This is a genomic window from Corallococcus carmarthensis (genome assembly GCF_003611695.1).
Classification (GTDB): Bacteria; Myxococcota; Myxococcia; order Myxococcales; family Myxococcaceae; genus Corallococcus; species Corallococcus carmarthensis.
In genome coordinates this window covers 42,229-54,440 of the sequence record NZ_RAWE01000048.1, presented here as the reverse complement: position 1 = coordinate 54,440, position 12,212 = coordinate 42,229, and the positions used below count along the sequence as shown (strand labels likewise).

Annotated in this window: 13 protein-coding genes; 11 read left to right on the top strand and 2 right to left on the bottom strand. The window is 69.4% G+C overall.

Features of this window, described 5'->3' with window-relative positions; all coding sequences use genetic code 11:
* Positions 1 to 78: 78 nt before the first annotated feature.
* Entirely contained in the window at positions 79 to 1,623 is a 1,545-nt protein-coding gene (locus D7X32_RS15735) for a catalase (RefSeq protein ID WP_120603359.1), read from the bottom strand.
* Between the two features lie 335 nt (positions 1,624 to 1,958).
* On the opposite strand from D7X32_RS15735, the gene kamD reads away from it, so the two are divergent.
* Genes kamD through kce form a run of 5 tightly spaced genes read left to right on the top strand, consistent with a single transcriptional unit; the run spans position 1,959 to position 5,994 of the window.
* Positions 1,959 to 3,509 (top strand): lysine 5,6-aminomutase subunit alpha, encoded by a 1,551-nt coding sequence (gene kamD / locus D7X32_RS15730; RefSeq protein ID WP_120603358.1) that lies wholly within the window; start codon positions 1,959 to 1,961, stop codon positions 3,507 to 3,509.
* Positions 3,506 to 3,985 (top strand): hypothetical protein, encoded by a 480-nt coding sequence (locus tag D7X32_RS15725; protein WP_120603357.1) that lies wholly within the window; start codon positions 3,506 to 3,508, stop codon positions 3,983 to 3,985. Before kamD ends, D7X32_RS15725 begins: the two co-directional genes overlap by 4 nt.
* Positions 3,986 to 3,989: 4 nt before the next feature.
* A complete protein-coding gene (kamE, locus tag D7X32_RS15720) occupies positions 3,990 to 4,775 on the top strand; it encodes a lysine 5,6-aminomutase subunit beta (RefSeq protein ID WP_120562679.1) in 786 nt (261 codons plus the stop codon).
* Positions 4,772 to 5,170: a 3-aminobutyryl-CoA ammonia lyase gene (kal, locus tag D7X32_RS15715; RefSeq protein WP_208752432.1), complete on the top strand. Its 399-nt coding sequence runs from the start codon at positions 4,772 to 4,774 to the stop codon at positions 5,168 to 5,170. The genes kamE and kal overlap by 4 nt, the downstream gene beginning before the upstream one ends.
* A complete protein-coding gene (kce, locus tag D7X32_RS15710; protein ID WP_120603356.1) occupies positions 5,167 to 5,994 on the top strand; it encodes a 3-keto-5-aminohexanoate cleavage enzyme in 828 nt (275 codons plus the stop codon). The genes kal and kce overlap by 4 nt, the downstream gene beginning before the upstream one ends.
* Before the next feature lie 49 nt (positions 5,995 to 6,043).
* Here kce and D7X32_RS15705 read toward each other — a convergent pair whose 3' ends face one another.
* On the bottom strand, positions 6,044 to 7,510 hold the full coding sequence (locus D7X32_RS15705; protein ID WP_120603355.1) for an FAD-dependent monooxygenase: 1,467 nt from the start codon (positions 7,508 to 7,510) through the stop codon (positions 6,044 to 6,046).
* Positions 7,511 to 7,601: 91 nt separating this feature from the next.
* On the opposite strand from D7X32_RS15705, the gene D7X32_RS15700 reads away from it, so the two are divergent.
* From D7X32_RS15700 to D7X32_RS15675, 6 genes are all read left to right on the top strand, one after another.
* Positions 7,602 to 8,228, top strand: coding sequence for a TetR/AcrR family transcriptional regulator C-terminal domain-containing protein (locus tag D7X32_RS15700; RefSeq protein WP_120603354.1), 627 nt, complete (start codon positions 7,602 to 7,604; stop codon positions 8,226 to 8,228).
* A gap of 174 nt (positions 8,229 to 8,402) precedes the next feature.
* Positions 8,403 to 9,179, top strand: coding sequence for an SDR family NAD(P)-dependent oxidoreductase (locus tag D7X32_RS15695; RefSeq protein ID WP_120603353.1), 777 nt, complete (start codon positions 8,403 to 8,405; stop codon positions 9,177 to 9,179).
* Complete coding sequence (locus tag D7X32_RS15690; RefSeq protein ID WP_120603352.1) at positions 9,169 to 9,963, top strand: class I SAM-dependent methyltransferase; 795 nt, start codon at positions 9,169 to 9,171, stop codon at positions 9,961 to 9,963. The genes D7X32_RS15695 and D7X32_RS15690 overlap by 11 nt, the downstream gene beginning before the upstream one ends.
* Positions 9,964 to 10,053: 90 nt before the next feature.
* The gene (locus tag D7X32_RS47530; RefSeq protein WP_120603351.1) at positions 10,054 to 10,605 is read left to right on the top strand and encodes a hypothetical protein; all 552 of its coding nucleotides are present in this window, start codon (positions 10,054 to 10,056) and stop codon (positions 10,603 to 10,605) included.
* A gap of 127 nt (positions 10,606 to 10,732) precedes the next feature.
* Positions 10,733 to 11,119 carry a hypothetical protein gene (locus D7X32_RS15680; RefSeq protein WP_120603350.1) on the top strand — a complete coding sequence of 129 codons (387 nt, stop codon included), beginning with the start codon at positions 10,733 to 10,735 and terminating at the stop codon, positions 11,117 to 11,119.
* An 82-nt stretch (positions 11,120 to 11,201) separates the two neighbouring features.
* Complete coding sequence (locus D7X32_RS15675; RefSeq protein ID WP_120603349.1) at positions 11,202 to 12,149, top strand: hypothetical protein; 948 nt, start codon at positions 11,202 to 11,204, stop codon at positions 12,147 to 12,149.
* The last annotated feature ends 63 nt before the right edge of the window (positions 12,150 to 12,212 follow it).

Below are 12,212 nucleotides of genomic sequence, written 5' to 3'. Positions count from 1 at the left end.
TGCCTGGGCAGGGACGGGGGCGGGAAAGGGGGGGAGGCAGCGGGGCCGCCGTGGCGTCACCGGCGGCCCGGCGTCACGTCACGGCTGAGCGCTGTTCGCGAGCGGCGCGAGGGTGGCCTTCGCGTCGTCCAGCTTCACGTTCACGGCCTTGGCCAGGCGCGTGCCGTAGTCCGCGTTGGCCGCGTAGAAGTGGCCCACCATGCGCGCCTTGACCTTCGCGTCGCGCACCTGGCCCAGGTCGCCGGCCAGGTTCTGGATGAGCCGCTCCTTGGCGGCCGCGTCGAGCGCCGCGTAGAAGGCGCCCGCCTGCGCGAAGTTGTCCGTCTTCTCGATGGCGCGCTGCTGCGTGGTGCCGGTGAGCGGCGCGTTGGAGAAGAGGGCGGAGGGCGTGTCCGACGTCTCACGCGTGATGCTGGGCTCGTAGTTCACGTCCGACTTCGTGTTGCCGCTGTTCATCGCGCCGGCCTGGCTGTTGTTGTTCACCGCGTTGCGCGCGCGGTTCACCGGCAGCGACAGGTAGTTGGCGCCCAGGCGGTAGCGCTGCGTGTCCGCGTAGGAGAAGAGGCGGCCCTGCAGCAGGCGGTCCTCGGACGGCTCGATGCCCGGCGGCATCACGCCCGGGGAGAAGGCGGACTGCTCCGTCTCCTCGAAGAAGTTGTCCGGCATCTTGTTGAGGGTGAACTTGCCCAGCTTCACCGGGGGCAGCTTGTCCTTGGGCCACTCCTTGGTGGCGTCCAGCGGATCGAACGCGAAGCTGTCCAGGTCCTTGGGATCCAGCACCTGCACGCTCAGCTCCCACGAGGGGAACTTGCCCGCCTGGATGTTCGTGTAGAGGTCGTGCGTGGCGTGCTGGAAGTCCTGGCCGCCCAGCTTCGTGGCCTCCTCCGCGGTGAGGCCCTTCACGCCCTGCTGCGACTTCCAGTTGAACTTGACGTACTTCACCTGGCCCTTGGCGTTGACGAACTTGAAGGCGTGCACGCCGTTGCCGTCCATCTGCCGGTAGCTCGCCGGGATGCCCAGGTCCGAATAGAGCTGGGTGAGCATCTGCGTGGATTCCGGCTGGTGGCTGAAGAAGTCGAAGAAGCGGTTCGGATCCTGCCGGTTGGTGATGGGGGACGGCTTCAGCGAGTGCACCATGTCCGGGAACTTGATGGCGTCGCGGATGAAGAAGATGGGCAGGTTGTTGCCGACCAGGTCCCAGTTGCCCTCGTCCGTGAAGAACTTCAGCGCGAAGCCGCGCGGATCGCGCAGCGTCTCCGGCGAACCGCTGGGGTGGATGACCGTGGAGAAGCGCACGAACATCGGCGTCTTCTTGCCCTTCTGGGAGAAGACGGACGCGCGCGTGAGGTTGGAGAAGTCACCGTAGCTTTCGAAGGAGCCGTACGCGCCCACGCCGCGCGCGTGCACCACGCGCTCCGGGATGCGCTCCCGGTCGAAGCGCGCGAGCTTCTCGATGAGGGCGAAGTCCTCCAGGAGGACGCCGCCCCGGGGGCCGGCCGTCTTGGAGCTCTGGTTCGTGCCCAGCGGAGCGCCAGAGTCGGTGGTGATGGGAGGAGGGTTGCCGGCGGCGAGGACGGGGGCGCCAGTCAGCAGGACCGCGAGCATCAACGAGCGTCGGTTCAAAGGAACTCCTGGGGTTACGGGGGACCGGGCCAACCCCAGAGCACGCTCCGTGCCGACTCCTCATTTCCTGTGATTTCAATAGGTTGGGCCTGGGTGTCAGATCGATTCACCGGCCTTTCGGTGGAATCACCGAAGTCCCGGTGGTGGCGACCCCTGTGTTTTCGGTGTTGTGTTTCGCAACGACGTTTCGGTGGAGGGCACGCCGAGGCCCTGGAAGCGCGGCGTTCGCGTAATGCGTCTCGCCATTCAAGAGGCGCGGTGCGGCATCGTTTGCTGGCCGTGCGGGCGCCCGCGTTCTTGAGCCGAAGCACGCGGGGCTCGGGTAGGGTGCGCGCATGTCAGGCCCGTTTATCGACGACGCGCGGATTGCCGAGGCGCGCAAGCTGGCGGACGAGATCGTCAATCCGATCTTCGACCTCATCCAACGCAACACCACTGTCTCCAATGAGCGCACCGTCTTGCGCTTCTTTGGCATCTCCGGCGCGGGCGCACGAGGCGTGCCCCTGGCCAACCTCATGGTGGACAAGCTGAAGTCCGCCGGGGTGCTCAACCGGGGCGCGGCCTACTGGTATGGCCGCGCGCTGCAACTGGGGGCCAGCAGCCCGCTGGACGCCGTGGAGCGCCTCACCGCGCTGCCCACGGACAAGATGGGCCTGCTGTCGCCGGAGATGGAATCCAACCTGCGCGACGCCGTGCGCGAGGAGGCCCGCGCGGCGATGACGGAGCTGAAGGCCCGTATCGCCCAGCGCAACGCCCTGCGCGAGCAGTTCCCCATGTCGCCCGCGCCGCACAAGTACGTCATCGTCGCCACCGGCAACATCTACGACGACGTGGACCAGGCGCGCGCGGCGGCCCAGGCGGGCGCGGACGTCATCGCGGTCATCCGCTCCACGGCGCAGTCGCTCCTGGACTACGTGCCCCACGGCGCGACGACGGAGGGCTACGGCGGCACCTATGCCACCCAGGAGAACTTCCGCGTGATGCGCGAGGCCCTGGACGACGAGAGCCGCAAGCTCAAGCGCTACATCCAGCTGACCAACTACTCGTCCGGCCTGTGCATGTCGGAGATCGCCTTCTGCGCGGCGTACGAGCGGCTGGACATGCTGCTCAACGACGCGATGTACGGCATCCTGTTCCGCGACATCAACATGCGGCGGACGTTCATCGACCAGTACTTCAGCCGCCGCATCTGCGCCCTGGCCGGCATCATCATCAACACCGGCGAGGACAACTACATCACCACCGCGGATGCCTACGACGCGGCCCACACCGTCATCGCCAGCCAGTTCATCAACGAGTGCTTCGCCAAGCGCGCGGGCCTCAAGGACTGGCAGCTGGGCATCGGGCACTCGTACGAAATCGACCCGTACCGCGACGACACGCTGCTCCTGGAGCTGTCGCAGGCGATGCTGGTGCGCCGCTGCTTCCCGGACGCGCCGCTCAAGTACATGCCGCCCACGAAGCACAAGGAGACGGACATCTTCTTCAGCCACGCGTACGACGTGATGGCGGACCTGGTGGCCATCTGGACGCGGCAGGGCATCCAGCTCTTGGGCATGATGACGGAGGCCATGCACACGCCGCTGCTCGCGGACCGGTACGTGGCGCTCAAGTCCGCGTCGTACATCCACCGCGCGGCGCGGGGCATCGACGAGGAGTTCACCGTCCGCGAGGACGGGAAGATCGCCAACCGCGCGCGGGAGGTCTTCGCCAAGGCGGAGGAGCTGCTGCGCGAGTGCCACACCGAGGGCATGGTGGCGGCCATCGGCAAGGGGCGCTTCGGCGACGTGAAGCGCGAGGAGACCGGTGGCAAGGGCCTGGACGGCGTGCTGGAGAAGGCGCCGGATTACTTCAACCCGTTCCTGGAAATGCTGGAGGCGACATGATCCTGAGTACCTTCCTTGCCGTGATGGTGGCCGCGGGCGGCAGCGCGGATGCGTTGAGCAGCGTGACGGTGAAGAACGTGGCGCTGAAGGCCCCGGCGGCGTGGACGCGCTCCAACATGGACGGCACGGAGAAGTTCCTGGCGCCCTCCGGCGACGCGTACTTCCTGGTGGACGTGGGCACGGTGCAGACCGCGGGCATGAAGGCGGAGCTGTGCCGCACGAAGATCCTCGCGAGCATCGGCGGCGACGGCTGGACGATGATGAAGGTGGGCGGCCAGCCGGCGGCCACGAAGACGGACACGGACGCGGCGCCGGACGGCAGCGGCAACGTGGACACGGTGACGTACGTGGGGTGCAACGGGAAGACGACGTGGTCGGTGGTCTTCTACATGGAGCAGGGCAAGAAGGACCGTTTCGCCCAGGTGGCCGAGAAGGTGGGCACCAGCGTGACGTTCACGCCGCCCAAGAAGGGGTAGTTCGATGGTGAAGCCGAGCAAGCAGATCATCCGCCCCTACGGCGACCGTCGCGACGACGGCATGGTGCAGCTGTCGTTCACGCTGCCGGTGCCGTTGTCGGAGAAGGCCAAGGAGGCCGCCGCCCAGTTCACGAAGAAGATGGGCTTCACGGACGTGAAGGTGGCGGCCGCCGAACGCGCGGCGGACCAGTACACGTTCTTCGTCGTCTACGCCCGCTCCAACGTGACGCTGGACTACGCGGAGATCGACGTGCCGGAAGTGGTGGTGCGCAAGATGGGGTTCGACGACCTCAACGCGCTCATCAAGGAGAAGGTGCGCCGCCGCATCGTCGTCTTCGGCGCGTGCACCGGCACGGACACGCACACGGTGGGCATTGACGCCATCCTGAACATGAAGGGCTACGCGGGCGACTACGGCCTGGAGCGCTACCCCGGGTTCGAGGCGTTCAACCTGGGCAGCCAGGTGCCCAACGAGGACCTCATCAAGAAGGCCACCGCGAAGCACGCGGACGCCATCCTGGTCTCGCAGGTCGTCACGCAGCGCGACGTGCACAAGGACAACTCGCGCCAGTTCATCGACGCGGCGAAGGCGGCGGGCATCCACGGCAAGACGCTCCTGCTGCTGGGCGGGCCGCGCGTGGACCACAAGCTGGCGCTGGAGCTGGGCTTCGACGCGGGCTTCGGGCCGGGCACCAAGCCGTCGGACGTGGCGAACTACATCGTGCACGCGGTGATGAAGAAAGAGGGCACGGAGTCCGCGGACTCCCACTACCAGGGGGAACCCACGTGAGCACTGGCACCAAGGCGGTACTGCGGCTGCGCATGGGCAGCCATGACGCGCACTACGGCGGCAACCTGGTGGACGGGGCGCGGATGCTCGGCCTGTTCGGGGACGTGGCCACGGAGCTGTGCATCCGCTCTGACGGGGACGAGGGGCTGTTCCGCGCCTACGACTCCGTGGAGTTCCTGGCCCCGGTGTACGCGGGCGACTTCATCGAGGCGGAAGGCGAGATCGTCTCCGCGGGCAACACGTCGCGGAAGATGCGCTTCGAGGCGCGCAAGGTCATCCGTCCCCGGCCGGACGTGAACGACTCGGCGGCGGACGTGCTGCCGGAGGCGGTGGTGGTGTGCCGCGCTTCGGGCACCTGCGTCGTTCCGAAGGACAAGCAGCGGGGACAGCGATGAGCAAGCCCATGGTCCTCACCGCCGCGTTGGTGGGCGCGGAGACGACGCGCGAGCAGACGCCGTACCTGCCCATCACCGCGGAGGAGATTGCTGAAGACGCCGCGAAGTGCCGCGAGGCCGGCGCGGCGATGGTGCACATTCACGTGCGCACGGCGGACGGCAAGCCGTCGCAGGACGCGGAGCTGTTCCGCGCGGCCATCCGCGCCATCCGCAAGCGCACGGACGTGCTCGTCCAGGTGTCCACGGGCGGCGCGGTGGGCATGGACGTGAACGAGCGGTGCGGCGGGCTCACGCTCACCGGCGCGGACAAGCCGGACATGGCCACGCTCACCACCGGCACGGTGAACTTCGGGGAAGAGGTGTTCTGGAACCCGAGGCCGCTGGTGCGCGACATCGCGAAGCGCATCAAGAGCATCGGTCTCAAGCCGGAGCTGGAGTGCTTCGACGTCGGGATGATCGACGAGGCGCGCTACCTGGCGAAGGAGGGGCTGGTGGAGCTGCCGGCGCACTTCGACTTCGTGCTGGGCGTGCCGGGCACGCTCCAGGCGCGGCCGGAGGTGCTGGACTTCATGATCGCCGCGCTGCCGGAGGGAAGCTCCTGGACGGTGGCGGGCGTGGGGCGCCAGCAGCTCCCATTCGTGGACGAGGCCGCGAAGCGTGGCGGCAACGCGCGCGTGGGCCTGGAGGACAACATCTACCTGTCCAAGGGCGTGCTCGCGAAGGGCAACTACGAGCTGGTGGCGGAGGCCGCGAAGCGGGCCCGTGCCGCGGGCCGTGAGCTCGCGACCCCTGAACAGGCCCGGCAGTTGCTGCGCCTGGGCTGAGGTTCCACGCGAAGGCCCGGGAGCGGACGACGCCCCGGGCCTTCTTGTCTCAGGCGGCCCAGGCCCAACCGACGTGGCCGTCCGGGCGCACCAGCATGCCGCCCACGCCTTCGAGGTTCCCGCGTCCCACGCGGCCCCCTGCGCGCAACGTCGTCACCTGCGAGGGCCAGCCGGGCTCCCAGCGGGGCAGGGGGCGTGAGTCGTCCTCTCCCAGGCCCAGCAGCAACCACCGGCCCGGGTGCAGTGCCGAGTAGAGCCGTACGTCCACTCCGTCCCGCTGTTGGAACTCCACGTCGCTCAGCCGGCGGCCGCACCACTCGGACAGCAGCGGTGAGCGCACCTCTGGCGCGGGCACGTCCAGCGGCGCGTAGCCCACGTCGAGCGCCCCGATGTTGTCCGCGAGCTGGCGGTTCAGCTTCGGCTCACGGATCAGGTCGCTCATCAGCGTGCGCAGGGCCAGCGTCTCGCGCGTGGCGCCCATGAGGGCGGTCTGCGCCAGCGTGTTGTGGATCAGCGCCTCACCCACGGGTCGGCGCTCGCGAGAGTAGCTGTCGAGCAGCGCCTCCGGTGCGCCATCCCTCACCACCGCCGCGAGCTTCCATCCCAGGTTCATCGCGTCCTGCAGGCCGACGTTGAGCCCCTGGCCTCCCGCCGGGAAGTGGATGTGCGCGGCATCTCCGGCGAGCAGCACGCGCCCCTCGCGGTAGCGCTCCGCGAGCCGCGTCTCGTTGCCGAAGCGCGACAGCCACCGGGGCTCCCGCATGCCGAAGTCCGAGCCCGCGATGCGCAGCGTGCTCTCCCTCAACTCCTCCAGCGTGACGGGCTCGCGCACGGGCGCCTTCTCGCGGAGCGGATCACTGACGACGATGCGGTGGACCCCTGGGGCCATGGGCACCACCATCACGCCGCCCCGTTCGTTCGAAATGCCGAGGGCGGGTTGGACCGGCGGTGCGCCCAGCGTCACGTCCCCCAACACCGCCGTGCGCGTCACGTCCGTCCCCGGGAACGGAATGCCCGCCAGCCTGCGCACCGCGCTCCGGGCCCCGTCCGCGCCCACCACGTAGCGTGCTCGGATCCGGAAGGTGCCCGCGTCCGTGGCGCCCTCCATGTCGACGCCTTCGCCGTCCTGCCGCAGGGCCTCCACGGTGTGGCCGCGCCGCACGGCCACGCCCAGCTCCCGCGCCCGTTCCTCCAGCAGGGCCTCCGTTACCGCCTGCGGAAGGAACAGCGTGTAGGGGAAGCGCGTGTCCAGGACGCTGAAGTCCAGGCGCGTGTCGAGCATCGCGAAGTGCCCGGTGGGCAGCGGCCGTCCCCGCTCCAGGAACCGCCCCTCCAACCCGCGCAGCGCCAGCACCTCCAGCGAGCGCGGATGCAGCGTCAGCGCCCGCGACTCGCGCACGGCCTCCGCGCGCCGCTCGAACAGCTCCACCCGGACGCCCGCCAGCGCCAGCTCGCACGCGAGCCACAGCCCGGTGGGACCTCCTCCCACCACCGCCACATCGAGGACCTCCGCCATGACCGACCTCCCGCCCGAAGGCGTCAAACTAACGTTGTTAGGGATCGACTAACGCTGTTAGTTTGTCAAGCCAACGAGGGCCGGACAGGGCATGCGAATCCAGCGGGAGCAGGTGGTGGCGGCGGCGTGGACGCTGCTGGACGAGCACGGCCTGGAAGGCCTCACGATGCGCGTCCTGGCCAAGGCGCTCTCCATCCAGGCGCCGTCGCTGTACTGGCACTTCCCGGGCAAGCAGGCCCTGCTGGACGCGATGGCGGACTCGCTGGTGCGGGACGTGGCGCGGACGCTGACGGCGGAGTCGCCGTGGGAGCCGGTGGTGCGCACCGTGGCGGAGGAGCTGCGGCGCGCGTTCCGGTCCCACCGGGACGGCGCCCGCGTGTATGCCGGCACCTTCGTGGTGTCCGAGCACACGCTGCGCATCGCGGACACGCTCATCGGCGCGCTCACACGCGCGGGGTTCGACTCGCGGACAGCGGGCTGGGCGGCGTTCACCGCGCTGGATTACGTGCTGGGCTTCACCATCGAGGAGCAGGGCCTCAGCGCGCAGGAGGTGGAAGCGAAAGAGCGGGAAGGGGCGCTGCGTCAACTCGCCTCGGCGCGCTATCCCCACGCGGCGGGCGCGGTGGACGCCATCCTGGACCGCGACTTCGACCGCCGGTTCGCCTTCGGGCTGGACCTGCTCGTCGAGGGCATCCGCGCGCGACTGGCCACGCCGTAGCGCGGCGCTGTCAGGAGCCCAGCGCGCAGTTCGTCCCGCTGCCCCGCACGCAGAGCACCTGACGATGCACCTGGCGACACCGCCGCTGCATCCGGCTGTCCACCCGGGACGGCTCGGGCATCATGCCGCGCATTCCTCCCGGCCTGACGGGAGCCCATGGGGAGTCGCGAAGCGATGGACACGGGACTGCAGGGCAAGGGTGTGCTGGTGACCGGGGGCGCGGGCGGCATCGGCTCCGCGCTGGTGCGTGCGTTCGCGGGCGAGGGCGCGAAGGTGGCGGTGCACTACCACCGCAGCCAGGAGAAGGCGGCGGCGCTTGCGCGCGAAGTGGGCGGCGCGGCCGTGCGCGCGGACCTCACGGTGGAGGCGGACGTGGACGCGCTGGTGCCGCAGGCGGTGAAGGATCTGGGCCGGTTGGACGTGCTGGTGTGCAACACCGGCGTGTATCCCGCGCCCGACGAACCGCTGTGGCGGATGTCACTGGAGCGCTGGCGCCGCACGCTGGCGCAGAACCTGGACAGCGTGTTCCTGAGCTGCCGCGCGTTCCTTCGCCACGTGGAGACCACGGGCACGGGCACCATCGTCATCATCAGCTCCACGGCGGGCCTCTTCGGTGAAGCGGGCCACACGGACTACGCGGCGGCGAAGGGCGCGCTGGCGGCCGGCTTCGTGAAGAGCCTGAAGAACGAACTTCACCGCATCGCGCCCATGGGCCGCGTCAACGTGGTGTGCCCGGGCTGGACGGCGGTGGACCGCAACCGCGACAAGCTGGGGGACCCGAAGTTCGTCGGCCGCGTCACGCGGACGATGCCGCTGCGCAAGGTGGGGCAGCCAGAGGACGTGGCGCGCGTCGTGGTGACGCTCGCGTCGGATCGCATCTCCGGCCACGTGACGGGCGAAGTCGTCACCGTGGCTGGAGGCATGGAAGGACGGGTGCTGCATGAAGACTGACCTGGACGTGCGGACGTACAACCGCGAGGCGTGGAACGGAGAGGTGGGCCGGAACAATCCGTGGACGGTGCCGGTGTCCTCGGAGGTCATCGCCGCCGCGCGGCGGGGCGACTGGAGCGTGGTGCTCACCCCGACGAAGCCCGTGCCGCGCGCGTGGTTCGGGGACCTGAAGGGCAAGGACGTGCTGGGCCTGGCGAGCGCGGGCGGCCAGCAGTGCCCGGTGCTCGCGGCGGCGGGCGCGCGAGTCACCGTGTTCGACAACTCGCCCGCGCAGCTGGCGCAGGACCGGAAGGTGGCCGAGCGCGAGGGCCTGACGCTCCAGTACGTGGAGGGCGACATGCGGGACCTGTCCGCCTTCGCCGACGGGAGCTTCGACCTCATCTTCCACCCGTGCTCCAACTGCTTCGCGGAGGAGATCCGGCCGGTGTGGCGCGAGGCCTTCCGTGTGCTGCGTCCGGGCGGCGTGCTCCTGTCGGGCATCTGCAACCCAGTGCGCTACCTCTTCGACCCTGCCGAGGAGGAGAAGGGCGTGATGCGGCTCAAGTACACGATGCCGTACTCCGACTTCACCAGCCTCACCGACGAGGAGCGCCGCCGGTACAGCGACAAGAACGAGCCCATGTGCGTGGGCCACTCGCTGGAGGATCAGCTGGGCGGGCAGCTGGATGCGGGCTTCGTGCTCACGAACCTGTTCGAGGACAAGTTCGAGGCGAAGGACCTGCTCTCCACGTTCCTGTCCACCTTCATCGCCACCCGGGCGCTGAAGCCCGCCTCGCGATCGTGACACAGAAGGGCGTTGCGCTCGGGAGCCGCAAAAGCCTACAGGTGTGATGTCCGGGTCCATCCGGACATCCCCCTTTTGTAGGAGCCGTCCATGAAGATGTCACTGCGTGCGTCCGCTGTGCTGCTGCTGGGTGTGTCGATGCTGGGCCTGGGCTGTGAGGGCGCGGGTGCGCGGGATCCGCTGAACGCCATCGAGGCGGGCGCCCAGGTGGCGGTGGAGCCGTCGCTGGCGGAGGTGAAGCAGGGCGCGGTGGGTGACACGGTGTTGCGCTGCACGCAGCCGCAGGACGGCAGCTACCTGGAAGTGGTCCAGACGGCCATGGGCTACGAGGCGGCCACGGTGACGGAGGCCTATGACCCGTGGGACTGCCGCTGCACGTACCAGCAGCGCGTGGTGCTGGGGCAGTACACGCGGTGCAACCGCTCCACGGTGGATCCGCGCATCCTGAACTGCTTCCGCATCGAGCCCAACGGCACGACGGGCAAGGTGGTGCTGTCCACCACGCGCGTGCAGCGCACGCAGATGGTCATCGGCGGCACGCAGACGGTGTCGTACACGGACCTGAGCATCGCGGCCATCAACCAGGACCCGGGCCACACGCCGCGCCAGGACTTCACCTACAGCATGGCGGACTGCCAGTAACCGGCGGTTTCCGGACGGGATTTAACCTTCCGTGGGCTCCGGGGTTTTGAGTGTCAGAGCGCGACGGGAAGCGGGCCTGCGCGGCTGCTCCCGGAGCGTTTTGACCTGAACCCGGAGTCCACACACCATGTCGCTCAAGTCCATGCTTCGCGGTACCGCCATCGCCACGCTGCTCATCGCCGTGCCCGTGCTCGCCCAGACGGCCGCGCCGTCCGACTCCGCCAACAAGACCGGCCAGTGCGAGGGGCGCCGGGGCAAGCACGGCGGTGGGGGCCACAAGTTCGGCCACATGGAGCAGCGGCTGGACAAGCAGGTCGCCGAAGGGCGCCTGACGCAGGCCCAGGCCGACAGCTTCAAGGCGGAGGCCAGGCAGCTCCACGAGGAGATGAAGGCCGCGCGCGCCGCCGCCAACGGCCAGGTGGACGAGTCCCAGCGCGAGCAGTTCAAGGAGCGCCGCAAGGCGCTGAAGCAGAAGATCAAAGCCGCGCTGGCGCCCACGCAGCAGGGCGCCTGAGGTCCCGCCGTGAGTGGGGGACGTGACGCGAGGGCCCCGGTCGGCACAGACTGACCGGGCCCTTTCGTCCGCGGGAGTCCCCATGCTTCGCAGCCTCCTCGTCGCCCTCGTCGCATTGACCGCGGGCTGCCGCGCGCACTCCAGCGCGACGCAAGCCGCGGTGACGCAGCAGGCCCCGGAGGACACGCCGGACGCGGCGGATTCGCCGGTGGTGCTGGTGGCGGACGCGGAGCTCCAGCGCGTGCAGAAGCGCGCCCGGTACATCGTCGAATCGGAGCAGGGCGCCATCCGCGCCACGGACCTGCTGCTCGAGCGTCCGGACCTGGACCGCACGAAGATGAACTGGTTCTTCACCGTGCCGCGCGGCAACGCCTGGTACGCCGTCTTCGGCCGCTTCAATCCGCAGGACGCGTTCGTCCCCGCGTACGCGTACCGCGCGCCCGTCGAGTTCTCCGGCGAGATGGAGGACTTCCCCGTCGAGTCCCTGCCCGAAGGCATGGACGCCCTGGCCCGCGCCGTGAGCGCCGCCTGCGAGCGCGTCTTCCAGGTGCACGGCCGCAAGCAGCTCAACCCCATCGTCGTGGAGGAGGACGGCGGCATCACCGTGTACGTGCTCCAGGGCTTCGACGACTCGAACCTGTACCTGCTGGGCGGCGACTTCCGCTTCCGCTTCAGCAAGGACGGCCGTCAGAAACTCCAGGAGCTGCCCCTGCACCAGGGGCTCATCCCCGTGTCCGTCGCGCCGGACCCGGACGGCGAGCGGCCTCCCTTCTCCGCGCACGCGCACGTGCTCTTCCCGGGGCCGCTGGAGACGGAGCTCGCGCTGGTGATGCTCTACCCCTCGCTGGGCGGCCTCTTCGTCGGCGCGGCGGACCAGGACTGCGTCTACGCGCTGTCGCCGGATGGCACCATCCGCGCGGTGCGCCTGAGCCGCGAAGAGGTCCTGCGCGAGCTGCGGCCGGACGGCACCTTCGCACCGCCCGAGGACCTGAAGGCCGAACCGGAGGGTGGGGCGGACGTGGTGCTCTGAACAGCTCCTGGCGCCGCAGTGTTGAGCTTCGTTCACGCCTTTCCCGGCGGCCCGTCATTGCCA

Excerpts from the sequence above, each read along its gene's own strand:
- D7X32_RS15680 (WP_120603350.1), top strand. The coding sequence starts at position 10,733 with ATGTCGCTCAAGTCCATGCTTCGCGGTACCGCCATCGCCACGCTGCTC.
- D7X32_RS15690 (WP_120603352.1), top strand. The coding sequence starts at position 9,169 with ATGAAGACTGACCTGGACGTGCGGACGTACAACCGCGAGGCGTGGAAC.
- D7X32_RS15675 (WP_120603349.1), top strand. The coding sequence starts at position 11,202 with ATGCTTCGCAGCCTCCTCGTCGCCCTCGTCGCATTGACCGCGGGCTGC.
- D7X32_RS15725 (WP_120603357.1), top strand. The coding sequence starts at position 3,506 with ATGATCCTGAGTACCTTCCTTGCCGTGATGGTGGCCGCGGGCGGCAGC.
- D7X32_RS15695 (WP_120603353.1), top strand. The coding sequence starts at position 8,403 with ATGGACACGGGACTGCAGGGCAAGGGTGTGCTGGTGACCGGGGGCGCG.
- D7X32_RS15705 (WP_120603355.1), bottom strand. The coding sequence starts at position 7,510 with ATGGCGGAGGTCCTCGATGTGGCGGTGGTGGGAGGAGGTCCCACCGGG.
- D7X32_RS15700 (WP_120603354.1), top strand. The coding sequence starts at position 7,602 with ATGCGAATCCAGCGGGAGCAGGTGGTGGCGGCGGCGTGGACGCTGCTG.
- kamE (WP_120562679.1), top strand. The coding sequence starts at position 3,990 with ATGGTGAAGCCGAGCAAGCAGATCATCCGCCCCTACGGCGACCGTCGC.
- D7X32_RS47530 (WP_120603351.1), top strand. The coding sequence starts at position 10,054 with ATGAAGATGTCACTGCGTGCGTCCGCTGTGCTGCTGCTGGGTGTGTCG.
- kamD (WP_120603358.1), top strand. The coding sequence starts at position 1,959 with ATGTCAGGCCCGTTTATCGACGACGCGCGGATTGCCGAGGCGCGCAAG.
- kce (WP_120603356.1), top strand. The coding sequence starts at position 5,167 with ATGAGCAAGCCCATGGTCCTCACCGCCGCGTTGGTGGGCGCGGAGACG.